Consider the following 26738-nt stretch of genomic DNA (forward strand, 5'->3'; position numbering starts at 1 on the left):
GACTTTTTTTAACGGATCACCGGGATTTCAATCCATTCTGCTTCCGGGAAATGCTTTGTCATGTAAGCCCGTAGATAGTTTGATGTATCACAGGCGATTAACGGGTCTTGAGAATCATCCATTCCATTATAGGCCACAGCAAACAGCTCTACCCCTCGGCTTTTCAGCAGCTCCAGACTCAGTAACGTATGATTAATACTTCCCAGACGCCCAGAGGTAACCAGAATAACAGGGAACTGATGAGCCGCTACATGATCGATAGTAAGCACATCATCTGTTAAAGGAACCATAAGCCCGCCGGCACCTTCTAGCAGTACTGCATCATAACGTCTAGCCAGTTCTTGAGTCGCAGCATGAATTTTATCCAGATCAATCTCACGCCCATCAATTTTTGTTGCAAGATGCGGCGAAGCTGGATAAGACAGAATTTCCGGCATCGTAAGCTTTTCTTCATCTTCGGCAAACCAGCCCATGCCCATAATAGTCCGGTGCTGTTCGATATCCTCCGAAATATTGATATTTCCAGTTTGTACCAGTTTCTGTGTAATAGTACGGGTACCATGTTCATTCCAGATTTTGGCCAGATAACCAGTGGCAAAGGTCTTTCCTATACCAGTATCAATTCCGCTCACGAAATAAATTGAGCCTGTCATCGAACTCTCCGAGCTATACAATAAATTGGGTGGTAAGTTAATGGATATTGCTGTATTCCCTCATAAGCTGGACTCTTTACAAACTGCTGATACTGATCATAAAACTTGTATAGTGACTGCTTAGTCCAGCGATGCTGACTACTGGTTGCCGTTACGCCGGTCAGTTTTAAATGCTGGAGAACCTGTTTTGGATGCTCAAAATATAAGGTTTCCTGCTCTTCCTGTATTTCAAGGACTTCAAACCCTGATTTGCACATTTTTTCTTTTAGCTCTTCCAGACTGAGGTAGTTTAACCCCTGACCCGTTAAAGTTTTAATCTCACGCAAGTTTTCTGAACCAAAGCTTGAAAAACAAAACCAGCCCTGTGATTTTAATGCCTCGCTGCATTTCTTAAATACCTGCTCCAGGTCATGCATCCATTGCAAGACTGAACTGGACATAATAGCATCAAGTTGTCCCGGAAAGTCAAGCCGTTCAATATCTCCAATACACCAGTCCAGCTGTTCAGCAGCAGAAAAATGCTGTCTGACCTCAGGATACAGATCATTGAGTATGAGCTGTTCAATCTGAAAGTTCTGTTGCAGTAATATTGTTAAGTGACCTGAGCCACAGCCCAGTTCCAGTACTCGAGGAATTTGTATGGCTATATGCCGGCGCATCATTTCAATTAATCGCTGGCAAATTATCTTTTGCGCGACTGCATGTTCAGAATAACTGGAGGCAGCTTTAGCAAAGCGCTGGGCAATCAGCCCGGTATCTATATGAAAATTTTGACTCACAGTAATGCTACCAATTGTTCAATTTCTTCTGGCTGAATTTGTGATGTCAGTGAAATTCTCAGTCGTGCACTATTGGCCGGTACAGTAGGTGGGCGTACTGGCATGATATAAAAACCTTGTGCCTGTAAATAGTTGGCTTTGTCTACCGCCGGCTGACTATCTCCGATAATAACTGGAACAATATGACTACTTGAGGGACAGCAAAAACCAAGATTCTGAACCTTCTGCTGTAAATGATGGCTTAAATTTGCCAGGTGATCGCGCTGCTTCTGCATTTTTTGCATATGCTCGAAAACAAACCGAGTCCAGGCTATCGAAATCGGAGGTAATGCGGTACTGAAAATAAGTGGACGCATGCTGTTAATCAGATATTCACGAATTACAGGTTCACAGACCAGATATCCTCCCACTGAAGCAATCGCCTTACCAAAGGTGCCTACCAGAAAATCAATCTGGTCAATCACTGCATATTGCTCCGCACAGCCTAATCCCCGCGCTCCGCGGACGCCAATAGCGTGAGCTTCATCGACATACAACATAACTTTTACAAACTGCCGTTTTAGTGACACCAGTTGGTTCAGGTCTGTTTCATCGCCATCCATACTAAAAATAGATTCGGTGACCACAATGATGCGTTCATAAGTGTCATCTGCATGATACTTTTGCAAGAGCTGCTGTAAATGGTTTAAATCATTGTGACGGTACCGCAGATATTTGGCTGAGGACAGGCGAATTCCATCAATCATGCTGGCATGAACCAGTTTATCGGCCAGAATCAGAGTCTTACCATCACTTAATGCCGGTAAAATCCCTATATTCATATGATAGCCACTATTGAACAGCAGCACTGCACGCCCGTCAAAAGCCTGGCTCATACAGGCTTCCAGCTGTTCATATTCTGGAAAATTACCAGTAAGCAGACGTGATGAAGAGGAACTGAGCCAGCGCTGTTCCAGAGGGCACTGATCAAAAAAGACTTGTCTTAATCCGAGATCAGCAGCTAGACCCAGGTAATCATTAGAAGACAGATTCAGCATATGCTGGCCTGCAATTTCAATGATCCGTCCTTGTTGCCGGTTGGCCGTAAACTGGCGAAAATTCCCCTGCTGTCTTAACTGCTCCAGCTGCTTGGTAAAATGCTCAAGTAGTTTCATGCTGAAGCTCCTGTAGCTGTTGCACTACTTCTACCAACTGCTGAAGTAAATAATTCAGTTCATTACAAGTGATGATATAAGGAGGCATCACATATACCAGCCTTCCAAACGGGCGTACCCAAATTCCACGACGGACAAATTCCTGCTGTAGAATCTGCATATTTACCGGCACAGTCAGTTCAACAACACCGATAGCACCTAATATTCGAACATCCTCAACATACTCCAGTTGAGATAGTGCAGGTAAGTACTGTTTGAGTTGCTGTTCAATACGGCAGATGTTGGCTTGCCAGTCTTGAGCCAGTAATAACTGTGTACTTTTAAGGGCAACTGCACAGGCAAGTGGATTGGCCATAAAAGTAGGCCCATGCATAAATACCCCTGCCTCTCCCTGACTGATTTTTTCAGCAATCGCTTTACTGGTTAAAGTTGCTGACAAAGTCATGTATCCGCCAGTTAAGGCTTTTCCTATACACATGATATCCGGCTCAACGCCCGCGTGTTCCCAAGCAAACAGTTTACCAGTGCGTCCAAAACCGGTAGCAATCTCATCAAATATAAGCAGGATCTGATACTTTTCACAAAGTAGCTTGGCTTGACGCAAGTATTCAGGATGATAAAAACGCATACCTCCTGCACCCTGTACAATGGGTTCCAGAATCAGCGCGGCAATACAGGTATGATGCTGTACTAAAGTTTGCTCTAGCTCTGCAATATCTTGTGGATTCCACTTTTCATCAAAAGCAGTTTGTGGAGCCGGAACAAAAAAACGGTTGGGCAGACTGCTACCAAAAATCTGGTGCATGCCGGTTACTGGATCACATACCGACATTGCATTCCAAGTATCACCATGATACCCGGAGCGAGGCGTAACAAAATTAGTCTTCTTCAGCTGGCCCTGCGCGCTCCAATACTGCACGGCCATTTTTAAAGCGACTTCAACTGCAACCGAACCGGAATCAGCATAGAAAATCTTATCGAGACCTGGTGGCGTAATATTCAGAAGAAGCTTGCCCAGCTCAATCGCAGGATTATGGGTCAGTCCACCAAACATGACATGTGCCATATCTTGTAACTGATCTTGAACAGCCTGATTTAATTCAGGATGATTATAACCATGAATAGTACACCACCAAGATGACATACCATCAACAAGCTTGTGACCATTCTGCAGTTCGATAGTTGAGCCATAGGCCCGTTTTACTTTGAAAGCTGGTAAAGGCTGAGTCATAGAAGTATAAGGATGCCAAAGATGCTCAAGATCAAATAAGTCAGCCATCCAACACCCATCCTTCACATTAAAACTATTATTTATATAACTCATCCATCTTAATAGCGTAAAGCAATAAAATAAATTGCGAGAAACAACAAAGTTTATATTTCCCTAAGTCATATTTAAAAAACTACAAATTTTTTTGCTAGTTAATGTAATTTCACTATAAGGAAAACCATGTCCAACATTAGGCAACAGTTCGATTTTAAGTAAATTTGCCTTTAAAAAATGAAAATCAGCGATAATCTGGCAGGGTATGAGCTGATCCTGTTCAGAGACGAGATGATACTGTCGACCTGGATATTTTTGTAAGATTGAAACTAAATTTAATTGCTCAAGTTGCTGTAAACCAGAAATCAGATTTATAGGATCATCAGTTTTAATAAAACTTTGTAGATATCTTATATCGTTACGAGCTGTAACTCCCCCTGCACCGACCAGATGACAAAAACGCTTTAGAGTAGCCTCCCTGTCATTCAGAAAAGCACCTTTAAATGCCTCAAAAGTTACACGAGACATTGCATTTGGCCACTCTACTGTAGCAACAAAGCACGGATTGGAAGCCAATGTAACCAGAATTTTAGCCTGACCGGTCTGTTCAAAAATCTTCTGAGCCAGAATAGTGGCAAGCTGACCTCCTAGCGACCAGCCCATTAAAATATCAGCTTTAACCGCTTTTTGAAGCACCTCCTCCAAAACTGCCGGGTTAGAACTGTCGAATATATCAATCAGTTCAACCTGAAAATGCAGGTTTTCAAGAGCAGTTTTAAGTCCCGCTAGAGGCTGACAGCCCAAGCCCCAGCCACTAATAAGTAAAATCTTTTGCATGCTTAATCTAATTTAATTGATCGGTTCTACTATAAAATACTGCTCAATAGAATACAGTCATTAAAAAGCCCAATCTTCTGACTGGGCTTGCTTGAATCATACAAATTTTAAATTTGAGACTGAATATAATTTTGCAGGCCAATCAATTCAATCAAACCTAACTGTTTTTCCAGCCAATATGTATGGTCTTCTTCAGTATCAGACAACTGCTGGCGTAACATGTCACGGCTGATATAATCCCCTTTTTCTTCACATAATTGAATACCACGGGCCAGTTTTTCACGCACATGATATTCAAGTGCAAGATCAGCTTTTAAGCAGGTGCAAACATCTGAACCAACATCAATACTGTCACGTTCCATATTAGGTGTACCGCCTAAAAACAGGACACGACGGATAATTGCATCAGCATGAGCTGCTTCTTCCTGCATTTCATGGTCAATTCTTTCGTAGATTTTATTCAGGCCCCAATCTTCATACATGCGAGAATGAATCAGGTATTGATCGCGAGCTGCCAGTTCGCCACCAATCAACATATTTAAGTAGTCTATGACTTCTGGATTGCCGCGCATATTTTTACTCCTCATCATTTTAAAGTTATTATGGGTGATTGGTATTTAGAATGCAAAACTAAAATTATGTAAGTTTATGATTTATATAAATTAAAAATGAGAAGCATACGCATTTGCATTTTATATCATCAATTAATTGGTTGTTTTCATAATAGATTTTTCTTATTTTGAGATTGGCGATTTTTTAAAGTCATTTAATTTATTTACAAAAAATTAAAAAAGTAATCTTATTAACTGCTGAGCTATAACTAAATACCTCTTAAAAACAGGTTTTAATATGATTTGAGTGAACTATATAAAGCAGCTGGATCCTACTTTTTATAAGTAATATAGAAAAAGCTAGGTCTTTCAATTTTTTAGACAGCACTCACGCAACATATCAAATTGGCTTATTTTTACTATATTGTTAATGTGAATAAAGTATGTAAAGGTTGTTAACCTTATGTAGGTTTAATAATAAATTCCGGCCAAAAGTCAACTTTTAATGATAAATAAGATAGACCATTTATCAGAATAATCAGGCTATTTGAGCAATGAACGAATCTGCATTTTCCCCTGCCACAGTACAGTTCTCTGCTGTTTTATTACAGAAGATGATTGCAGATGGTCATAAGGAAAATACTCATTATTGTTTGTTTCTCGATATTGACGGCACACTTTCTGATTTTCAGGATGATCCCGAAGATAGTTTTATTCCTGAAAACACATTAAATATTCTTCAGACCATTTTAAAGCTTGATGTGCCTGTTATTGCGGTAACCGGCCGACATGTACAGGTTGCCCAGTCTCTTTTTGCCCCCTTATGCATTCCGGTTGCTGGACTGCATGGGCTAGATATCCAAATTGATGCTCATACGCATTTCAAACCTGATCTGAGTCAGATTGATTTTGTCCGCTTGAGGCAGGATTTAAAAGCAGCTTGTGCATCTTATCCCCAGCTGTTAATTGAGGATAAACAGTACTCGGTTGCTTTGCATTACCGGCAGTGTCCTGAACTGGCAGACACAGCAAAGCAAATCATGCAGGTACTGCATCAGTCTCATACGGCACTTAAAATCAATGAAGGTAAATGTGTTATTGAGTTACTTCCTCGACAAGCCGATAAAGGAGAAGCAATAAACACCATATTAAAGCATTTGGAACTTACTCAAGTTTTACCGATTTTTATAGGTGATGATAAAACCGATGAATCTGGTTTTAGAACAATAAATAACCATAACGGTATAAGTATAAAAGTCGGCCCAGGAGAAACCCAGGCTCATTATCGGCTCAAAGATATTAAAACAGTAGCTGATTTTCTTGCACTATTTTCAGAATTCTTAAAAACGCGTGTTTTGACACAGAATCAAACACCAAATGGAGAAAAAGCATGTCTAAACTAATCGTATTATCGAATCGTGTTAGTCTGCCAAATCCCGACAAGCCCGCTGCGGGAGGCTTGGCAGTGGCGTTACAGGATGCACTTGATGAAACCGGCGGGATATGGTTAGGCTGGAATGGCGAGCAAATCAATAATGATCAACAAACCGAGTTTGGTCGCATTAATAATAAAAATGTAGAATATCTGACCTGTCCATTGACTCACCAGCAATATGAACAGTACTACTGCGGTTTTGCCAATAATACGCTATGGCCTGCGATGCATGAGCGCGCAGACCTGATTGAATGTAATGCAGAAGAATATGAAACCTATCAGCAGGTAAACCGCTTATTTGCTGAAAAACTAAAAGATATTGCCCAGCCAGATGATGTGATCTGGGTTCATGACTATCATTTTTTTAGCGTAGCACGCTATTGCCGTGAATTAGGCATGCAAAACAAAATCGGCTTCTTCTTGCATATTCCATTTGCACGTTTAGCCATATGGCGCCAGATACCTATGGCAAACCGCCTCATTCAAGACCTATGTCAGTATGATGTGGTGGGTTTACAAACTGAACATGATCAGAACCTGTGTATGCAGGCCTGCACCACCCTACTTCAGGCACAAAAGATTCAGCAATACCTGCTTAGTTACCAGAAACGCATTACCACTATTAAATGTTATCCGATTGGGGTCAATCCGGATCATATTCAGAAAGTAGCCCGTCAGTATGCCGATGACTCACAGTCTGTTTTTGACTTTGATGCCTTAGGTAAACAGCAGACCATTATTGGGGTGGACCGAATTGATTATTCCAAAGGATTACTTGAACGTTTTAATGCATATTCCGACTTTTTAGCTACTTATCCGGAATATCACCGTCAAGTAACAGATTTACAGATTGCCTGCCCATGCCGTCTGGATATTGTGGCTTACCAGGAATTATTTAAACGTCTAAAAGAGAAGGTTAAAACTATTAATGCACAATTTGCTCAAGATGACTGGCTGCCAATTGAATGCAGTCATGATGTCGTCGCTCATGAGGCATTAATGGGCATCTACCGCAAATCAAGTATCTGCTGGATCAGTTCAATCCGTGATGGTATGAACCTGGTAGCAAAAGAATACATTGCAGCTCAGGACCCTGCAAATCCTGGTGTATTGATCCTTTCAAAATATACAGGGGCTGCTGAGCAGATGCCAGAAGCTATTATTGTTGATCCAGAAGATCCTAAAGCAATGGTTCAGGCATTAAAACTTGCGCTAGATATGCCTCAAGAGGAACGTATCCGCCGTTATCAAAAACTGATTGCGGGGCTTAAAGCTTTTGATATTAATGACTGGCGTAATGCATTTCTGGTTGATCTGCGTCAAAATAATGAATTGCAGAACTTTAAACGGCCTGGCCGTGATACAGCCAATCCAGTTTATCAATTGCTGTAGTGCCCTCAGTTTATATAGAAGTATTGTCCATAAAAAAACCGGTAAACTTCCAGCTTACCGGTTTTTATGTAGTGGCGTTTAAATAAGCTGACTTTAGGCGGGGCCTACTCGAGTAAACCGATTTAAAATAGCTACAGTAGCCAATAATACTGCCACACTCGCAAACATGATGGTTAAGCCGGTCATCTCACCAATTACACCGATCAATGCCGGGCCAGACAGAGATCCTGTATAAGCCATAGTCGATACACAAGATAGGGCTGCCGCTTTAGGCATAAAGTTCTGACGTCCAACACGTGAAAACATGACAGGTACGATATTTGAACAACCTAGACCAACCAGTGCATAACCTAACAATACAATAAACCAATGTGGAGCCAGTACCACTACTGCTAAACCTGTAGCAGCACAGATAGCACTATAAGTTACAATATTTTTTTCACCCAGTATTTTCAACAGGTAACGCCCCGAGAAACGGCCCAATGTCATGGCAATCGCAAAGAAAGTGTAAGCCAGCCCTGCAAAGGCTGGATTAACACCATATTTGCTGGTCAGGTAAATGCCACTCCAGTCCATGGCCGCACCTTCCGATAAAAATGCGATAAAGCACATTAGTCCAATTAGCAAGATAATAGGCGCAGGCAGTTTTTTATGACTTTTTTTATGCTCTGCCGTGTCTGCTTCAATCTGTTCATCGCGTTCAATTTCACTTAATGAAGCTGGAACCGCAATAATGCTAATGACGAATAGCATAATACTTACTGCCAGCGCACTAATCAGTGGCGATACGCCAGCCGCTAAAAGCGCCGTTACAGTCATTACACCAGCCAAGCCACCTAAGCTGCACATACCATGAAAACTCGACATCATGGCACGCAGACTGTTCTTCTCTACAATAACTGCCTGTAAATTGAGGGCGACACCAAAACTTCCTGCAGCTGTACCGAACAGGAACAGAGAAACCGCCATCATTACTGATGTATTCCAGACAGCAAGCCCCGGCAATACTAACAGTATCAACAGCGCCGCAAAGCCAATAATTGCACGGCAACCGATTCGTTGTACCAGAGCCCCAGTCGCAGGCATAGCAATCATTGACCCTACACCCATACAGAGCAATAACAAACCAAAATCAGCATGATTTAAATTTAGACGCTGCTGTGCAAATGGAATCAAGGGCGCCCAGGCCGCCGTTCCAAAGCCCAAGCTAAAAAAGTTCAAACGTGTAGATAGACGTTGTGCACTCAGTTGAGCTGCGCTATCTAAAACTGCTGTTCTGGAGAAAAGTATCACAGTGTGCCACCACCATTAAAAAAGACCTTGGTATTCCATTCCAGAGAATTCCAATAGAAAAACCCCTACCGGTTTGTAGATATATCTACTTATTGGCAAGGGCTTTTGATGGCGAAATTATACACACTTACAAGAACAATACATCCATTTCAAAATATTTTTTCAGTCTTTTTTGTAACTGTAAAAGTCTTACTACGTAAGGCTTTGAAAACATTTTCAATGCACTAAAAAACAGCATGAATGTGGATAAACCATGTAATTTAATTTACATTAAATTACTTGACCATAGGTCTCCATTAGCTCAATAAACTGCCTTTCATTTAGTGTCTGAATATTAAGCTTTTGTGCTTTTTCCAGTTTTGACCCAGCCTTTTCCCCGGCAACCACACATTTAGTTTTGGCAGATACACTGCCACTTACACGTGCGCCTAAAGCTTGTAACATCTGGGTAGCCTGTTCGCGTGTAAGGTGCTCAAGTGTGCCTGTTAAAACCCAGCTTTCACCATTCAATGGCTGACGCGTTGAGGCAATTGGTGCATCCCAATGGATGCCTGCGGCCAGCAATCGATCAATTACTTCCAGGTTATGTTCTGCACGGAAAAAGTCATAAATCCATTCGGCTGTTATATCGCCTACATCAGGCACTTTTTTCAAGCTATCTACATCTGCCTGTTGCAAGGCTTCTAGGGTTTGAAAGCTGTTGGCCAGCATCCGTGCCGTTGTTTCACCGACACCTCGTATCCCCAGGGCATAAATAAAACGGGCCAGTGTAGTTTTTTTACTTTGTTCAATTGCATTGATCAGGTTCTGAACTGATTTTTCACCCATTTTTTCAATGCCAAGCAACGTATTCCGATGCTGGTGCAGATGATAAATGTCTGAGACATCTTTCAACAGTTCAAGATGCAGCAGTGACTCTACCCAGCGGTCCCCCAAACCTTCAATATCCATAGCCTTGCGGGACACAAAATGGCGAATTGATTCAATTCGCTGTGCTGCACAATATAACTCTCCCGAACAGCGGGCCAAAGCCTCACCTTCCGGCATCACTACAGGTGAGGCACACACAGGACAGGTTTCCGGTAGGTTTATGACTTCGGCAGTGTCCGGACGAAACTCAGGCCAGACTTTTTCCACTTTAGGAATCACGTCTCCGGTTCGGTAAACGCTCACTGTATCGCCAATTCTTACATCCAGACGGTGAATCTCGCCAATATTATGCAGTGTTACATTGGATACTGTTACACCTCCGACAAATACCGGATTTAACCGGGCAACAGGCGTCAGGATACCTGTTCGTCCTACCTGCCAGTCTATATTCTCTACTGTAGTGAGGGCTGCAATTGCAGGGAACTTATAGGCAGTTGCCCAGCGTGGTTCCCGGCTTAGAAAGCCCAACTGTTTTTGCTGTTTAAGGCTATCTACCTTAACCACCATGCCATCAATTTCTACACCCAGGTCAGCGCGCTCTTCCATAATTTTTTCATAGCGGCGCTGTACTTCTTCAATCGAATCACATAAAAATTGCCGTTCGGCAATTTCAAAGCCCAGATCACGTAACCAGTGCAGACTTTCGGTCATGGAATTTAAGTGATGCTCTGGTTCACACTGGGCAATTCCATAAGCATAAAAGGCCAATGGACGTGCAGCGGCAATACCCGGATCTAACTGGCGAAGGCTTCCAGCAGCAGCATTGCGCGGATTGGCAAATATTTTTTCACCTTTGGCTTCATTTTCAGCATTTAATTTTAAAAAACCGGTTTTAGGAATTAGAACTTCCCCTCGTACTTCCAGCAATTTAGGTATAGCAGCCTGATCAGAATAAAGGTACTTTGGCAAATTACGGATAGTTTTAACATTCTGGGTAATATCTTCTCCAGTTTCTCCATCGCCCCGCGTTACCCCACGTACCAGCTCACCATTTTCGTACCAGAGTGAAATAGCCAGCCCATCGAGTTTTAACTCAACCTCATACTTGACCTGTTGTCCCGGAAGACGCTCCTCTACCCGACGGGCAAACGCGAACAGGTCTTCCTTATTAAACACGTTTCCGAGCGACAGCATCGGCACTGCATGTCTGACTGTCATAAACTTGCTCAGAGCTTGTCCACCTACACGACGAGTCGGCGTATCATTTTGAACAAGATCCGGATACTGCTCTTCGAGTGCTTTTAACTGATGAAACAGGGAATCATATTCATTATCGGAAATACTGGGCTGATCCATTACATAATAAGCGTGATTATGCTGTGCGATCAGCTGTATAAGTTGACGCATCTGCGTCACAATGCCTGCTGTAGATTCCATAAGATTCACCATATAAAAGGGCGGATACTCCCGCCCTGATGCTGCTTTCAATCTGTTTTTTAATTAAATATCCGATCAGACACTGACATGATCCGGCCGGTAATCAATCACCTGATGACGCCAGTGCTCTTTAAGCTGTGGCGTAAACTCAAGATTCTGTTCATCATATACTTTACCATCAATTTCCCGCGCAATCAGGCCGGCAATACTGGTCATCATATCAAAACCGGTAATAGCATTCGGATTCGGCAATGCCAGAAAGAAAGCCAAACCCTGTACTTGCTCGGTAGACAGACTTTCAAGGTCAAAACCTGCCGGACCTTCATCAGTAATACGCAGTACAGAGAACATCAGTGGACTTTGTTCTTCTGTTTTTTCATAGCGGTGGAAGCAGGACATTTCACCATAACGCAAACCATATTTTAACAGTACCTTCAGGGCTTTATCACCTGATAAAGCACGGCGCGGATTCGGATAAACATTCAGTGCAATAATCTGCTGCGCAGTTGCTAGAGCACTTTCATCATCACAGCGCTGCTGTTCATGTAAATGTACATCAAGGATATTGCTTTCACCATCAAACTCGGCAATTTCGGCAGTTTCAATAGTGGGATTCAAGCTAAATTCCGGCTCTTTTGGCTCAGACCCATCAGCCACTTCAGTTGATTCTGAAGTTGTCTTTTCTACTTTCTTTACTTGCGCCTGAGTTTCACTCAAAGCAATAGCTTCTGCAGGTGCTTCTGGCTGAGCCCGAGTTTCAGCCTTATCTGTAGAGACAGACTGAGAAGCAGATACTTCAGGTTCTGAAGCTTGTTTAGAATGTTGTCCGGCTGTTGGTACAGACTGTTGAGTGGCCGAGCTCTGATCAAGCTGTGGTTCTTTGCGCACTGTTGGTGTAACCGCACTCTCGCTGGCCTGTAGCTGGTCACGGACATGACGGGGAATCACCGGCTTGTTGCTTTGCGGGTCTATATAAAGTTCAGATTCGAGTGAGGGTGCCGTATTTGGCTTTTTCAGCATCATACGCAGCCCGACCAGAATAATAATAACAGCAACAATAATCCCTATCAGGGTAGTGACTTCCATACTTATGCCTCCGCGACTAAACCGTATTCTTTTGCTTGTTCTAAATTGACTGTGACTAATTTTGATGTTCCTGGCTCAGGCATGGTTACACCGAGTAAGTCTGTTGCCATGGTCATTGCAATTTTATTATGTGTAATGTAAATGAATTGTACCTGTTCAGAAAGTTCTTTTACCAAATTACAAAACCGCTGAACATTGGCATCATCTAAAGGCGCATCAACTTCATCCAGTACACAAAACGGAGCCGGATTTAGCCTGAAAATTGCAAATACCAAGGCCAGTGCAGTCAGTGCTTTCTCTCCACCTGACAATAAAGCCAGAGAACTGTTACGTTTCCCAGGTGGCCGTGCCATTAATTTAATACCAGATTGCCAGTCATCTTCCAAGCTCAGACTGGCCTCACCGCCATTGAAGACTTTAGGAAATAGTACCTGTAGCTCGGCATTTACCTGATCAAAAGTACTCATAAACAGCTTACGGGTTTCCTGATCGATACTCTTCATGGCATTTTTTAGCTGCTCTACAGTATTTTCCAAGTCCCGCATCTGATGAATCAGCTCTTCAAAACGCTGGCTTACCTCATCATATTCCTGTGAAGCAGCCAGGTTTACTGCACCAATTTTTTCAAATTTTTGCTGTATTTTTTCAAGCTGTTGCTGATGACCAGACAAATCAATCTTTAGCCCTAAAACCGGCTCGCTATTTAATTCTTTAAGCTGTTCAGCATAATGCAAAAAGTCTGATTTGGCCGCCTGCCAGGCTAGACGCTTTTCTTCCAGCTCGGTACGCAAAGACTCATCCTGCTGCTGAAAACGATGACGCTGTTCCGTCAGTTGCTGTTGTTTTTCCTGAACCTGATTCAGTTCAACTTGCCATTTATGCCAGCTTTTTTCTAAATTTTCAGTAAGTTGCTGCTGCTGTGAAAATTGCGACTCCAGATTAGGTAACTCCAGCTGAATAGGGTCAACAAATTTTTTAGACTGCTCTATTTGCGTTATAATCTGCTGATACTGGACTTTTAAAAATGAAGCATCTTTTTCCAGCAATTCAATCTGTTGCCTGGTTTGTATTGCCTGCCGGCGTATTAAATCCAGCTCCTGTTGGGCATGTTGCAGATTTTGCTGGGTACTTTCCAGCTGCTCAGTCAATTCTTCAAACTGGAACTGCTGGGCTTTATAGTCTGGCAGTATCTGCTCGAGCTTTAAACCCAAGGCATGCAGATCAATTTCCAGATCATCCTTTTGCATGGCATCTTCTTGCAGCTGAAGATCAAACTGTTGCAGCTGGATATGTAATTGCTGCTGCTGTAATTTCAGTGCCTGTGCGGTACTTTGTATTTTAGCAATGCTGATATCAAGCTGCTGTAATACTGTTTGCTGCTGCTTAAGCAGATCAAGCTGTAATTGCTGTTGATGCTGCTCGGTCTGGACTTGCTGCTTGACCGTTAACAGCTGAGCTTCTTGCTGTTCCAGCTGCTCACCAGACTGTATTAATAATGCTTCGATTTCTTCCAGACGGATACGGTGGCTTAACATACCCTGTCCGGCTTGGCTGTCATCATCATAATAAAGTGCAATGGTCCAATCTGCACCTACATGATAACCATCGAGTGTCAGGATGGACTGACCAGTATGCAGTTTATCCTGTAAAGATAGCGCTTCAGATAAAGTTGTAGCGACCGCAACCTGTGTCCATAAAGAATAATGTGGTGTTTCAATCCAGTTGGCTAAACAAGGTAAGTGGTCCAGTTGAATGAGTTCATCTGAGTGGCCTTTAAGTTGTCTTGAAATGTTCTCGCTGAAGCTTTGCCCGGTCTCTAGCACATGTGCAGTCAGCCATTTAGACAGAAACTTTTCAATGAGGCTTGCATATGGTTTAGCCTGCTTGTTCAGTTTAAGTATTTGTACTAACTGTACCTGGTCTTTCTGGATTACCGGACCATGTTGAGTCATCAACTGTTTCAGGTTTTTCTGTTCAGAATATAGTACATGAATTGATGATTTCAGCTCTCCCAGTTCACTGCTCTTTTGTGTATAGCCTGATTCAAGCCCGATAATTTTCTGCTTTCTTGCATTAATCTGCAGTTCTAAAACTTCAATCTGCTGTTGCAACTGCTGTTTTTCAGTATATCGCTGTTCAAGCTCATCTGATTCATACTGCTGTTGAAGCTGGGCAATCTGGGTATGTAAAGTTTCACGTTGCTGTTCAATCCGAGCAATATTTTTTAAGAGCTGCTCGGTCTGCGCCAACATCTGCATTTTCTGCTGTTGCTGTTTTTCGACCTGTTGTTTGAGCTGCTCAAACTGTTGCCCTACCTGTTGCTGCTGGGCTTTTAAAAGTTGTATATCCTGAGTCCGACCTTGGTGCTGCTGTTCCTGTTGCTGTATCTGCTCATCCAGCTGTTCCTGTTGCTGATACAGATTTTCCAGCTGAAGCTCAATCAACTTCAGCCTTTCTTTAGTCTGAACTTTCTGCTGCTCAAGCTGGTTAAGCATCGTGTTGTTTTGCTGAAATAGTGACTGCTTCTGTTCCAGCGTCATTTTGAGTTCAGCCATTTTCTTTTCAGCTTGCTGCCACTCACTCTGTAAAGGGGCAGATTGCTGCAATAACCGCTGAAATAGCTCGCTGGTCGAGGTCAGATTATACTCTAGAGTATGTAGCTCAGAACGCACCAGTTTAAAAGACTCTCCCAGTTCATTCATCTGCAAGGTATATTCCTGCTGCAAATGCTGGCTTCGTTCACATTGCACAGAGAGAATTTCGATTTTAAGGGTACGAATCCGATTTTCCAGTTCCTTGTACTGAACTGCAGTTTCGGCCTGTTTTTTTAAACTTTTTAGCTGACTTTTAAGCTCTAGCGCAATATCTTCCAGACGGGACAGGTTTTGAGTGGTATGTTCAAGATGTAGCAGCGTTTCTCGGCGACGGGCCTGATAACGTGAAATACCGGCGGCCTCCTCAATGAAAACCCGCATTTCATCAGGTTTGGCATCTACCAGCCGGTTAATCATGCCCTGTTCAATAATGGCATAGGAACGTGGGCCCAAACCGGTTCCCAAAAAGATATCGGTTATATCGCGGCGGCGGCAGCGCGTACCATTAAGAAAATATTCAGACTTACCTTCACGGTTAACCTGTCGACGTACAGCCAGTTCGTTATATGCATTGTAGGCGCCGCCCAGTTTTCCATAGGTGTTGTCAAAGCGGAGCTCGACACTGGCCATACCCACAGGTTTTCGTTTTGCTGTACCGGTAAAAATAACATCCTGCATGCTGCCACCTCGCAGCTGACGAGCACTAGACTCGCCCATTACCCAGCGGATGGCATCAATCACATTAGATTTGCCACAGCCATTTGGGCCTACCACTGCACTGCGGCTATCTCTGAAATTCAAGGTGGTTGAATCGGCAAACGATTTGAAGCCGGAAAGTTTTAAACTGCTTAAACGCATAGTGTCCTGATTAGCGACGCGAGCGACGGGCCCAAGCTAATTCGATCTGTTTCATTCGTGTCAGCGATTCCAACACAAGGTTGCGCAAGTGTCGACAAAAATCTTCCATAAATAAAGTGGCTTGTTGTGAATTTCGGTTCAAAATAGCATCAATCACTAATTTAAACAGTTCAAATGACTCCTGCAGCTCACGACGTGAAGTATTTAAGGTCAGAAAATAGCTGCGTCTCAAAGAAGGTAACAGCTCATTCAGAAATTTCATTAAATAGAGATTGGCAACTATTCCTTGCTGCTCCATCAGATATTCGAAAATCTGATCATAAAATTTTTCCGTATGGCCATGTTTTACCTGCTCCTGCAAATAAACCAGAAGTTGCTGTAGAATCTGGGCATCTGTACCACGCCAGCCCTGACTGATTTGCTGGACCACCTGCCCGAGCAGCAAGCAACTGGTATCAAATAGCGCTCGAACCTGTTGAGGCGACATTTCAGCTACAATTGCCCCCCGACGCGGATAAATCTCAATTAGATGAGTACGCTCTAATAAAAGCAGTGCTTCACGGACTGACCCACGGCTGACATCCAGCTCCTTGGCAATTCTCAATTCCTGTATCCGTTCACCCTCAACCAGTTCTCCGCTGATAATCTGTTCAGCAATGCTTTTAGCAATTTGTTCAGAGAGACTGTCTGTTGCTTTAACTGTCATGACTCACCTACTTTTATTTATATAAACTGCACTGAATGCAGTTTTTTATTGGTAAATGAATTGTTGACAGCTTTAAACTTTAAAACTATGTCATTGTCGGACAATTTTCAGGTATTTTAGGTCAATTCTCACATCATGAAAGAGAAAGCTTTAGAAATAAATACTGACTGCCTGATAAATAAAATATACACCTACGACACTCAACATTCCGGCAAAGCACTTTTTGAGCATAACGGGAGAAAGCATATGGGCGACTCTGGCACCCAGCTTGGCAGTAATGAAACTCATTGTACTGATACCAATAAATGCATAGATATGAACATAGCCAATCGCATTTGGCACTTCTACATTTGCCTGGTGTCCAAACCAGATAAAGCCCAAGGCACCTGCAATGGCAATTGGTAAGCCACAGGCCGCAGAGGTAGCTACAGCCTTTTGCATGATCACACCATGCCGGTTTAAATAAGGCACTGTCAGACTGCCTCCACCAATGCCAAAAATGGCAGAAGCTATACCAATACCTCCTCCGGCCAGCATTTGTACCGGTGCAGAAGGTAATGTGCGGTCCGGATTTACCTGAACATGTGCACCCCTGAACATCTTGTATGCAACCCATATGGCAAACAGCCCAATAGCCAGCTGCAGATGCTGTCCAGACAGCAGATCTGCCACACCCGCTCCCAGAAAAGAACCAAGAACCAAGCCAGGAGCCAAGTTTTTAAACACTGCCCATAATACGGCACCGCGTTTATGATGTGCCATTACCGAACTGATTGAAGTAACAATGATGGTGGCTAAAGAAGTACCAACCGCCATATGCATCAGCACATTCGGATCATAATTTAACTGGGTAAAAACGATATAAAGAATAGGTACAATAATCAGGCCGCCGCCTACTCCAAACAGACCGGCAGCAAAACCTGCAATTGCACCAATCAGCAAATATATGATTAACTCCATCATTAATTTCTCATTTCTCTTTATTTCAATATGGATTTAGATTCCCGCCGGCTCCAGCAACTACTGGCGCAAACACACCATTGCCCTGAGGCAGTAGTACTTAAAGCAGAGACCACCTCAACCAATGATGATGTCCGTGAAATTGCACAGAAAGGAATAAAGTCTGCACTGGTCTGTAGTGCCAGACAAACTCAAGGGCGTGGCCAGCATCAGAGGCCTTGGGTATCGCCTGAAGGAAACATTTATTTAAGCACATTGTTGCAGACAGGAACAGCAATAGACGGCCGGCTGGCTCTTGAAATAGCCCTGAATATCTTGCAATGCCCTTCTTTACAACCCCTTAAACTTCAGGTCAAGTGGCCAAACGACCTTTACAGCCATCAGGGGAAATGGGGCGGCATTCTGGTGGAACCAATTACTGCACAGCAAGCTATTATTGGCGTAGGGATCAACATTTACCAGATACATGATGTACTCGACCAGTCGGTAACTTCGTTGACACAACTGGGTTTGGCTCAAATAGATTTAATGCAACTTATCGCTGAACTTTATCATGCCATCCAGCAGGCAGGAGAATGGTTTAGTCATGGTAGCCATCAGCTGGCAAACCGCTTTAATCATCATGCCGCTTTTTTAAACGATATGGTTTACTTCGAGCATCATCAAGGTATTGCTGAAGGAAAATTCATCGGAATTCAAAATGATGGCGCAGTTACGTTACAAATCGCTGATGAAAGCCATACTTTTTATCAGGGCCGCTTACGCCGTCAGCAGTAAAAAATCAGGGTTGTGCTATGAGAGAGTTATGGTTAGATATTGGCAATACACGCCTGAAATACTGGATTACTGAAGATCAACAGGTGATTGAACATGCAGCCGAGTTGCATTTACAGTCACCGTCTGACTTGCTGTTAGGTCTGATTCAGCACTTTAAAAGTTTAGATTTATCCCGGGTTGGCGTATCTTCGGTTCAGGATAAAAAAAATAATGATCGTATTTATAAAATTTTAAGGTTCCTGAATATTCCTGTAACTTTTGCCAAAGTTCATGCTGAATATGCTGGCCTTGAATGTGCCTATGATGTCACGCAGCTCGGTATTGACCGCTGGCTGCAGGTTCTTGCCGTAGCCCGGCCAAAACAGGACTTATGTATCATCAGCTGTGGAACAGCACTGACTATTGATCTGACACACGGTCATCAGCATTTAGGTGGATATATTTTGCCGAACCTCTATCTGCAACGTGATGCATTGATTCAGCACACTAAAGGAATTCGTATTCCTGAAGCAGCTTTTGATGACTTGAGCCCTGGCCGTAATACACTCGATGCAGTACACCATGGAATATTATTAGGCCTCCTCAGTACTATCAAGCATGTCTTGCTACAGTCCCCCCGTCAGTTAATTCTGACTGGAGGCGATGCACCACTGTTTGCCCGCTTCCTTGAGCAGTATCAACCTGAAGTTGAAACTGATTTACTGCTCAAGGGGCTACAACGTTATATTCATTATTATTCAGTCAGCACATAAGGTTCAATCGCCTGCCACACCTCCGGCAGCTCGGTACAGCCTTCAGAGTCAATAAAGTGCCCTTGATGCTTAGCCTGGATAACTTCAGCATCCAGGCTTTTAGCCTGTTCCAAGCTAAATTTTGGTGGTACACGGTCATCACCCTCTGAATAGATCACAACCCGATGCTCTATCTGCTGCTTTAATAGTTCCAGGTCAATTTTGCAGGCATCAATAAAAGGGTCAACCTCTTCAAGACGCCCTAAACGACCGTTAAAGCCTGCCACCAGTACCAATTGTTTGATCTTCTGGTTCTTTAATTGATGTGATAAGTAATGCAAGGTGGCAATACAGCCCAGACTGTGACCAATAAAGATACTGTTTTCATTAATCTCTTTAATTTGCTCAGCCATTTGCTGATCCCAGTCTTGCAGTTTAGGAGTTGTTGAAGGGTCCAGACGTAGTACCTGCAAACTGACATTTTGCTGTTTGGCATATTGTTGAATCCAGGGGAACCAGTTCTGTTCAGGGCCAGCGGTATAACCATGAACTACAATAACCTGTGTCATTTTTCTTCTCACTTTTGACGATGAATGCCTTGAGTGTGCCGTAAACTATGACTGATTCGGGTAAGCAAATGTTGGGTTTTCTTAACCTTAAAATATCTAAATTCTTAAGCTTGAAAATAAAAAAGAGCGCTTAGTGCGCTCTGTTTTTAAATACGATTAAGGCTTTTTCTGCGGGTCGTTTCCGCCAAAAAGCGGGCCTGCGCCACCACCGCCACCAAACTGTTTTTGCAGATTGCCAAGTGAACGCATCATCTTGCTCATACCTGCGGGATTGGAGAACTTTTTCATCATTTTTGCCATCTGAGCATGCTGTTTAATCAGTTTATTGACTTCGGCGACGTCCATACCACAACCAGCAGCAATACGTTTTTTACGGCTCGGATTAATCAGGTCAGGATTACGGCGCTCTTTTACAGTCATAGACTGAATGATAGCTTCCATTTTCTTGACCTGCTTTTCAGGATTAGCCTGCTCTAGCGCCTGCTGAATTCCTGAGTTGCTCATACCTGGCAACTTGTCCAGAAAACCCATCATGCCGCCCATTTTGCTCATCTGTTCGAATTGCATCAGCATATCTTCAAAGTTAAAACTGCCACCTTTTTGCAGTTTCTTCGCCATTTTTTCGGCTTTTTCTTTGTCGATCTTACGTTCAACTTCTTCGACCAGTGACAGAACATCACCCATACCCAGAATACGCTGTGCAACACGTTCCGGATGGAAAGGTTCCAGGGCATCAAGTTTCTCACCCATCCCCAGAAATTTGATTGGCTTGCCGGTAATAGCACGCACTGACAATGCCGCACCACCGCGTGCATCACCATCAGTTTTGGTCAGGATCACGCCAGTCAAAGGCAAGGCATCATTGAACGCCTTGGCAGTATTTGCAGCATCCTGACCAGTCATGGCATCTACCACGAACAGGGTTTCAGTTGGCTGAATGGCAGCATGGAGTGCTTTAATTTCACCCATCATGTCATCATCAATATGCAGACGGCCTGCAGTATCGACAATCAGCACATCAGCAAACTTGATCTTGGCCTGTTCTATGGCACGATTCGCAATAACAATCGGATCTTCATCAGCACTTGACTCAATGAATTCCGCACCGACTTCATTCGCAACGGTCTGAAGCTGTTTAATGGCTGCCGGGCGGTAAATATCGGCAGAAACCATTGCTACTTTTTTCTTTTGACGTTCTTTTAAAAAGCGAGCCAATTTTGCAGCAGTTGTCGTTTTACCAGCGCCCTGCAAACCTGCAAGTAGTACTATAACCGGAGGCTTTGCAGCTAAGTCAAGACTTTCATTAGCCTCTCCCATCATTTTGGTCAGTTCGTCATAGACGATCTTGACAAAAGCCTGCCCAGGAGAAAGTTGGCTCATAACTTCCTGACCCAATGCCTGTTCCTTAACTTTCGCAATAAATTCACGAGTTACAGGTAACGCAACATCGGCTTCAAGAAGCGCCATACGTACTTCGCGTAACGTATCTTTAATATTGTCTTCGGTCAGTTGCCCTGAGCCAGTAACATTTCTTAAACTCTGCGTGAGTCGTTCTGTTAAGGTATCAAACATTGCAAAATCCGCTTAAAATGGCCAGTTGCAAAAAATCTTTCCTAAAAATAGAAAATTTATGCATAGAATGCTATAGGATACTGTAGTTCGCGTAGAATTTATATCTTATAACTTCAATATTCATAGTCCGAGAAAAGGTTTGACATGCTCAGTCTCCCCTTGGTTTTTACGATCTTAGCATTAATCGCTTATACCACATCATTCTGGTATTTGTTTGTTAATTTAATGTCTAAACATCAACCAAACCATGGGCTCATCGGCATTATGCTGGGCTTAGGACTTTTTCTGCATGCAGCAGTATTGTATAGCGATATGCTTACACCAGCGGGCATTAATTATGATGTTTTCAACCTGATGTCTTTCACCTCAGGACTGATGCTGCTGTTGAGCCTGCTGTTTAGTACTTACCGACCGGTATTGGCCTTAAACCTGTTAGGTATACCTGTAGCGGCGACCGGTCTGGTCATGGGATTCGCTTTTAGCCGTCCGACCCAGATTATTGAGCAGCGGGATTTAGGTTTAGACCTGCACATTATCTTATCATTATCTGCATACGCGGTTCTGCTGATGGCAACTATTCATGCGGTGCTGCTCTGGTTCCAGAACCGTGAACTTAAAAACAAACAGAAACGCCGGATTTGGGTGAATTTATTGCCTTCTGTTCAGGCAATGGAATCCCTGCTATTTGACCTGATTATTACCGGCTTTATTTTACTTACGATTGCCTTGGGTCTGGGTTTCTTTACTGTTGATAACTTCTTCGCCCAGCATCTGGCTCATAAAACGGCTTTTAGTATCATTTCCTGGTTTATTTATGGTGCCCTTTTACTTGGGCATTACAAATTCGGCTGGCGTGGTCAAAAGGCGATTCGCTTTACATTAGTCGGTTTTCTTTTGCTGGCTATTGGCTTCATTGGCAGTAAATTTATTTTAGAAATGATATTAGGCCGTTAAATAAAATTGAGTATTTCTTGAATCTCAGTTTTACGTCAGCTTCTTATTTTAATACTGGATGTACACGACCAATACGCAAGGCTAATGGCCATTTAACCAGTTTGGTCTGTTGAGGATTGCCCCACATTGCCACTAATTCGGCTTGAAGTGACTTTAAGGGATCAATACCCAAGCTCTGTCTGGCTTGTTTTAATGCAGACCATGTACTGATATACCCGAGAAGCTGTTCCAGATTCCACATCATGTGCATGTTCAGAGCAGGTGTTTCAACTGGTTGAAATGGAAAAGCCAAGTTCTGGTATTCATCTTCTACATGGCGCCGTTCAGGAGGCCAATAAGGCATGATGGTGTCGTAGTAAAAATGTTGAATAGGTGCATTTACCTCTCCGTCTACATGTAACACACCATAACTTATCAGAGCGATTATGGCATCTGGACGTGCAACCCGTCTCACCTCTTCATAAAAACTTTCCAGTTTAAGCCAGTGCGCGGCTTGCGCGACCGTGATCAGATCTACACTTTCTCCGGGTAGTCCACTATTATCTGCCAAGGCAGTTTTATAGTTTATCCGTTGATGTGGCTGAGCCTTGGCAATCTGCTCTGTACTGGCATCTGTCGCAACCACCTCATCAAAATACTCGGCAAGCAAGACCGAAAGTTGGCCTGTACCGCAGCCACAATCCAATGCACGCGCACAAGATGGAGCAAGCTCGGCCAGCATTTTGGCTAATATATGGGGGTAATTCGGCCGGTACAATGCATACTGTCTTGAGTCTTTTGAAAAATGGTCCTTAAACTGTCGGTTTTCCATGGGAACCCATCCTGCCTGAATTTGAATAAAACCTTGTACAATGCAAAGCCTATCCTGTTGCTATCTATTAAAATAGTTAAAATACAAAGTAGTTTGGTAGATTAATTGATCCTCATAACTTAGTTTAATTCTATTAAAGCTTATTTTATCTCGATTCTGGACATCCCACTTAAAAATGCGTATAACGCTGTTTTTTCATTGTCCAGGTAAGACACTGTGAAACTTGTTCTTGCGCCTATGGAAGGCTTAACTGATCCGATTATGCGGGATGTACTCACACATGTGGGGAGCTTTGACTGGTGTGTGACCGAGTTTATTCGTGTTACGGACTCTGTTCTGCCCGACCATATCTATTACAGTTATTGTCCTGAATTAAAAACTGAAGGTAAAACAGCCGCAGGTACTCCGGTTCATGTCCAGTTTTTAGGCAATAATCCTGAAATGCTGGCGGCAAATGCGGTACGCGCTGCTACACTAGGTGCTCCCGCAATCGATATGAATTTTGGCTGCCCGGCAAAAACTGTAAACCGCCATCGTGGTGGTTCTGTACTCCTAGATGAACCAGAAGTTGTATACGAGCTAGTAAAAGCTGTACGTGATGCAGTCCCGGCCCATATTCCAGTTTCGGCTAAAATGCGCTTAGGCTATATGGACCGTAACTTTATGTTGGACAATGCGCATGCTATTGAAGATGCAGGCGCATCTTGGGTGACAGTTCATGCCCGTACCAAAGCTGATGGTTATACTCCGCCTGCGTTCTGGGACCAGCTGCAACCCATTCGTGAAGCCCTGAAGATTAATGTAATTGCTAATGGCGAAATCTGGAACAACACTGATGCACGTCAATGCCAGCTAGAATCTGGCTGTGAAGATTTGATGATTGGACGTGGTGCCGTTACCACCCCTGATTTAACCCAATGCATCCGCAATAACTCAGATGAACCTCTGCTTTGCTGGCAAGACCTGTTAGCTTTACAGATACGCTTTATCAATGGTCCATCCAAAACTGAAATCGGTATGGTTGGCCGTTATAAACAGTGGTTAGGCATGATGTCAAAACATTATCCAGAAGCAAAAATGCTGTGGAATGAAATCAAACGTCTGAAAAAAATTGACGAAATTAATGAAAAGATCACAATACAGTTGGCCAGTCCGTAAAATTAAAATATGATAGACTGGCCATACCGTTACTTAACTTGTGAAACAAAAGTAGGTAACTGCCAGGCTCCACCTGCAAAACCTTTGCATTGACCAGTGGTTGCATTGTAACTTTCTACAAAACCGTTACTGGTCCAGACCCACTCCTGCCGGCTCCAGCAGTCTCCCAAGCCACGCCCTTTATGATGGGCAAAAATTTCACCCTCACTAAAACTTGAACCCTGTGTAGTTGCCAGATGCTTGACCTGTTTAAGTTGAGGGTCCATCACCCAGTAACCTGAACCGGCATTATAGGCACCACGCCAGCACGGACTTTCAACTACAACATTCTGCTTGTCTAATGGATAGACCGTTATCTGGTCATGATCAGGATAATTTGCTTCAAATAAAATTGGACAGCCTTCCCGGTCTGCTGTTTTTTTAAATTTAGTAATTAGTGCCTTGGCTTGCGGGCTATTTAAGGCGAAATGTCGTGCTGTGCCCGGCCGGTAGGTTTTAGTAAGTACTGGCATAGACTGGGCCTTGATTACTTTATCTTGGCTGACATTTCCAAAACGAATCAGAGCAGATGCAGTATCTACCCGGTTCTGAAAGGCATCCATTTTAAGTAATACTGCGGTTGCGCCCTGATCAGACAGTTGCCACTGCTCCTTACCCAAACTAAAGACAATCTGGCTACTGCCCTTTAAAGCGGTTAAAAGATGCTGGGTCTGCTGTTTAGAGAGCGTACCACGCGCATTGTCTCTTTTTAGTATAATACTGCCCAGCGGGCGACCATTAATATATAAACTAAGATAAGGAGTACCTTTAATCTGTTCCAGAAATTTTTCGTCTTCATGACTAATCTGGACCTGAGCCAGCACTGCGGTATCTGGCCCAGCCTTACGTGTCAACAAAACAGATACCGGATGGGAGATGTTTTCTTCAGTCTGATAACCGGCAGCACGACAGGTACCTGTATTTTCACAGGCGAGTGACCAGTCTTTATATTCAAAGGCCAAACTGGCAGAGGTACCGGCCAGACATAATGTAGGCCACATTAAAATAGCGCCGAGACCAAATACTGTTTTCATACTGGCTTCCTGTACTTATTTTATTGTCCCTGATATTGAATTGCATCTGCCCAGATGCCTAGTTTGAAATTGTAAATAAAAAGAAATAATTATAGTTTTTTTAAAGTTTTTTATTTACTGAGGCAGTTTAATGGCCGTAATTTTCCAGCTCCACCCACTACGACTCAAGATAAAGCTGGTATACCTATTAGCTGCAGGTACCTGAACTCTAAACCTGTTTATGCTCAAATACCCAGCCTTGTAATTTAAAGCTGTTTGTGAAGAAGATGCTGAAGCAACAGATGCCCCAGATAAGAATGAGGCAGCAGCTTTTTTAGGTTCAGGCAGATGATAAACAACTGATGAGCGTTCATACCGGGTGAGCCGGATTACTTCTGAGAACTCTTTCCCTTGTAGTAACAGTGCGACACCATATGGATTAACCAGAGTTTCTACCAGGTAGCCAGTTAAGCTGATTGTAAGCTGCGCACCAAATTGCTCAAACGGATTAGAGCGTTGCTCAAAACCCATTTTTTGCTCTAAGTATTGGCTTAGCTGACTTTTTAAGCTTTGCCGCACAGCGGGATAATAGATATAGGCTGAAAGTTTGCCAGGCTGATTCTCCTCAACTGCCTGCTTAACCTGATAAAGTACCCAATAAGGTGATGCAAACCACCAACCGGCAATCAATAATACCAATAATCCACTGAATACTTTCAGAATTTTCATATAACCTTTATACCATTTTATCTAAACTGGTGATGTTTATTTATTGCATCATTGGTTTCAGTTTTAGTCTTCTTTCAGCTATTCAGTTTTTATCTTAAAATCTCTGTGCCTTAGTTAATTCTTACTTTTTATTGAGCATACATTATAGTAGCAAAGGCATCACGCACATGCTGATTAATATAAGCTGTGAGTCCTTTACCACTGACTGCAAGCTGCTTCATCTTTTCGACATGATGTTCGCCCGCACTAATATAGGTATAGACATATTGTTTGGCTGATCCTTTAAACTGCACCATGATATAGTCCGAACCAATATAATAAAATTCAATATGGGATTTACCGCTAACGTCTTTATATGCTTCCAAGATCAGGCCCACCTGTCTCTTAACACAGTCGCCCTATTCTATCCTGCAAGGCGAGCAACTGATTTTTTAATTTACGTTGTATTAGTTTAATCTTTCAGCCCTACCGCTTTGTATAATTTTGATCAACGGGCAAACGCTGAAAAGCAACCTG

Annotated in this window: 24 protein-coding genes; 6 read left to right on the plus strand and 18 right to left on the minus strand. The window is 43.0% G+C overall.

Annotation, left to right across the window (positions count from 1 at the left end):
- Positions 1–8 precede the first annotated feature (8 nt).
- The 6 genes from bioD to ftn form a co-directional block, all read right to left on the minus strand.
- Positions 9–653 (minus strand): dethiobiotin synthase, encoded by a 645-nt coding sequence (gene bioD / locus B3X18_RS13195; protein WP_005027530.1) that lies wholly within the window; start codon positions 651–653, stop codon positions 9–11.
- Positions 650–1432, minus strand: coding sequence for a malonyl-ACP O-methyltransferase BioC (bioC, locus tag B3X18_RS13200; RefSeq protein ID WP_005027532.1), 783 nt, complete (start codon positions 1430–1432; stop codon positions 650–652). The genes bioD and bioC overlap by 4 nt, the downstream gene beginning before the upstream one ends.
- Positions 1429–2586: an 8-amino-7-oxononanoate synthase gene (locus B3X18_RS13205; protein WP_034671325.1), complete on the minus strand. Its 1158-nt coding sequence runs from the start codon at positions 2584–2586 to the stop codon at positions 1429–1431. The genes bioC and B3X18_RS13205 overlap by 4 nt, the downstream gene beginning before the upstream one ends.
- On the minus strand, positions 2573–3865 hold the full coding sequence (gene bioA / locus B3X18_RS13210) for an adenosylmethionine--8-amino-7-oxononanoate transaminase (protein ID WP_034671327.1): 1293 nt from the start codon (positions 3863–3865) through the stop codon (positions 2573–2575). The genes B3X18_RS13205 and bioA overlap by 14 nt, the downstream gene beginning before the upstream one ends.
- Before the next feature lie 105 nt (positions 3866–3970).
- Positions 3971–4687 carry a hypothetical protein gene (locus B3X18_RS13215; protein WP_005027537.1) on the minus strand — a complete coding sequence of 239 codons (717 nt, stop codon included), beginning with the start codon at positions 4685–4687 and terminating at the stop codon, positions 3971–3973.
- A gap of 107 nt (positions 4688–4794) precedes the next feature.
- Positions 4795–5259, minus strand: coding sequence for a heteropolymeric bacterioferritin subunit Ftn (ftn, locus tag B3X18_RS13220; protein ID WP_005027539.1), 465 nt, complete (start codon positions 5257–5259; stop codon positions 4795–4797).
- A 533-nt stretch (positions 5260–5792) separates the two neighbouring features.
- Here ftn and otsB point away from each other — a divergent pair.
- Both otsB and B3X18_RS13230 read left to right on the plus strand, forming a co-directional pair.
- Positions 5793–6641 carry a trehalose-phosphatase gene (otsB, locus tag B3X18_RS13225; RefSeq protein ID WP_101159953.1) on the plus strand — a complete coding sequence of 283 codons (849 nt, stop codon included), beginning with the start codon at positions 5793–5795 and terminating at the stop codon, positions 6639–6641.
- A complete protein-coding gene (locus tag B3X18_RS13230; RefSeq protein WP_005027543.1) occupies positions 6629–8065 on the plus strand; it encodes an alpha,alpha-trehalose-phosphate synthase (UDP-forming) in 1437 nt (478 codons plus the stop codon). Before otsB ends, B3X18_RS13230 begins: the two co-directional genes overlap by 13 nt.
- 93 nt (positions 8066–8158) lie before the next feature.
- Here the strand turns inward: B3X18_RS13230 and B3X18_RS13235 are convergent, their stop codons facing one another.
- The 6 genes from B3X18_RS13235 to B3X18_RS13260 all read right to left on the minus strand — a co-directional run bounded on the left by B3X18_RS13235 (position 8159) and on the right by B3X18_RS13260 (position 17869).
- A complete protein-coding gene (locus B3X18_RS13235; protein WP_005018836.1) occupies positions 8159–9358 on the minus strand; it encodes an MFS transporter in 1200 nt (399 codons plus the stop codon).
- A 270-nt stretch (positions 9359–9628) separates the two neighbouring features.
- A complete protein-coding gene (gene ligA / locus B3X18_RS13240) occupies positions 9629–11665 on the minus strand; it encodes an NAD-dependent DNA ligase LigA (RefSeq protein ID WP_010700205.1) in 2037 nt (678 codons plus the stop codon).
- A 75-nt stretch (positions 11666–11740) separates the two neighbouring features.
- Positions 11741–12751, minus strand: coding sequence for a cell division protein ZipA C-terminal FtsZ-binding domain-containing protein (locus B3X18_RS13245; RefSeq protein ID WP_005018834.1), 1011 nt, complete (start codon positions 12749–12751; stop codon positions 11741–11743).
- 2 nt (positions 12752–12753) lie between these two features.
- Positions 12754–16203, minus strand: a complete 3450-nt coding sequence (gene smc / locus B3X18_RS13250) for a chromosome segregation protein SMC (RefSeq protein WP_026444055.1) — start codon at positions 16201–16203, stop codon at positions 12754–12756.
- Between the two features lie 10 nt (positions 16204–16213).
- A complete protein-coding gene (locus B3X18_RS13255) occupies positions 16214–16909 on the minus strand; it encodes a GntR family transcriptional regulator (RefSeq protein WP_026444054.1) in 696 nt (231 codons plus the stop codon).
- A gap of 150 nt (positions 16910–17059) precedes the next feature.
- Positions 17060–17869, minus strand: coding sequence for a sulfite exporter TauE/SafE family protein (locus B3X18_RS13260; protein WP_026055462.1), 810 nt, complete (start codon positions 17867–17869; stop codon positions 17060–17062).
- 30 nt (positions 17870–17899) lie between these two features.
- Here B3X18_RS13260 and B3X18_RS13265 point away from each other — a divergent pair, with 30 nt between their 5' ends.
- Together B3X18_RS13265 and B3X18_RS13270 are read left to right on the plus strand one after the other, a co-directional pair.
- Positions 17900–18646 carry a biotin--[acetyl-CoA-carboxylase] ligase gene (locus tag B3X18_RS13265; RefSeq protein WP_005027555.1) on the plus strand — a complete coding sequence of 249 codons (747 nt, stop codon included), beginning with the start codon at positions 17900–17902 and terminating at the stop codon, positions 18644–18646.
- A gap of 17 nt (positions 18647–18663) precedes the next feature.
- The gene (locus B3X18_RS13270; protein WP_005018826.1) at positions 18664–19398 is read left to right on the plus strand and encodes a type III pantothenate kinase; all 735 of its coding nucleotides are present in this window, start codon (positions 18664–18666) and stop codon (positions 19396–19398) included.
- Here B3X18_RS13270 and B3X18_RS13275 read toward each other — a convergent pair.
- Entirely contained in the window at positions 19380–19946 is a 567-nt protein-coding gene (locus B3X18_RS13275) for an RBBP9/YdeN family alpha/beta hydrolase (RefSeq protein ID WP_005018825.1), read from the minus strand. The two genes, B3X18_RS13270 and B3X18_RS13275, sit on opposite strands and share 19 nt — an antisense overlap.
- A 156-nt stretch (positions 19947–20102) precedes the next feature.
- Positions 20103–21518, minus strand: a complete 1416-nt coding sequence (gene ffh / locus B3X18_RS13280) for a signal recognition particle protein (RefSeq protein WP_005018824.1) — start codon at positions 21516–21518, stop codon at positions 20103–20105.
- A 144-nt stretch (positions 21519–21662) separates the two neighbouring features.
- On the opposite strand from ffh, the gene B3X18_RS13285 reads away from it, so the two are divergent.
- On the plus strand, positions 21663–22472 hold the full coding sequence (locus B3X18_RS13285) for a cytochrome C assembly family protein (RefSeq protein ID WP_005027562.1): 810 nt from the start codon (positions 21663–21665) through the stop codon (positions 22470–22472).
- A gap of 43 nt (positions 22473–22515) precedes the next feature.
- On the opposite strand, the gene B3X18_RS13290 is transcribed toward B3X18_RS13285, so the two are convergent.
- The gene (locus B3X18_RS13290; RefSeq protein ID WP_005027564.1) at positions 22516–23283 is read right to left on the minus strand and encodes a class I SAM-dependent methyltransferase; all 768 of its coding nucleotides are present in this window, start codon (positions 23281–23283) and stop codon (positions 22516–22518) included.
- Positions 23284–23499: 216 nt separating this feature from the next.
- Between B3X18_RS13290 and B3X18_RS13295 the strand changes: the two genes are divergently transcribed.
- Complete coding sequence (locus B3X18_RS13295) at positions 23500–24441, plus strand: tRNA-dihydrouridine synthase (protein ID WP_005027566.1); 942 nt, start codon at positions 23500–23502, stop codon at positions 24439–24441.
- A gap of 29 nt (positions 24442–24470) precedes the next feature.
- On the opposite strand, the gene B3X18_RS13300 is transcribed toward B3X18_RS13295, so the two are convergent.
- The 3 genes from B3X18_RS13300 to B3X18_RS13310 all read right to left on the minus strand — a co-directional run bounded on the left by B3X18_RS13300 (position 24471) and on the right by B3X18_RS13310 (position 26587).
- Complete coding sequence (locus B3X18_RS13300) at positions 24471–25514, minus strand: DUF1176 domain-containing protein (RefSeq protein WP_017401154.1); 1044 nt, start codon at positions 25512–25514, stop codon at positions 24471–24473.
- Positions 25515–25628: 114 nt separating this feature from the next.
- Positions 25629–26222: a DUF2939 domain-containing protein gene (locus B3X18_RS13305; RefSeq protein ID WP_005027573.1), complete on the minus strand. Its 594-nt coding sequence runs from the start codon at positions 26220–26222 to the stop codon at positions 25629–25631.
- 128 nt (positions 26223–26350) lie between these two features.
- Positions 26351–26587 (minus strand): hypothetical protein, encoded by a 237-nt coding sequence (locus tag B3X18_RS13310; protein ID WP_026443988.1) that lies wholly within the window; start codon positions 26585–26587, stop codon positions 26351–26353.
- Positions 26588–26738: the final 151 nt, after the last annotated feature.

This window comes from Acinetobacter sp. UBA6571 (genome assembly GCF_002434085.1).
In the GTDB taxonomy this organism is placed as follows: Bacteria; Pseudomonadota; Gammaproteobacteria; order Pseudomonadales; family Moraxellaceae; genus Acinetobacter; species Acinetobacter radioresistens.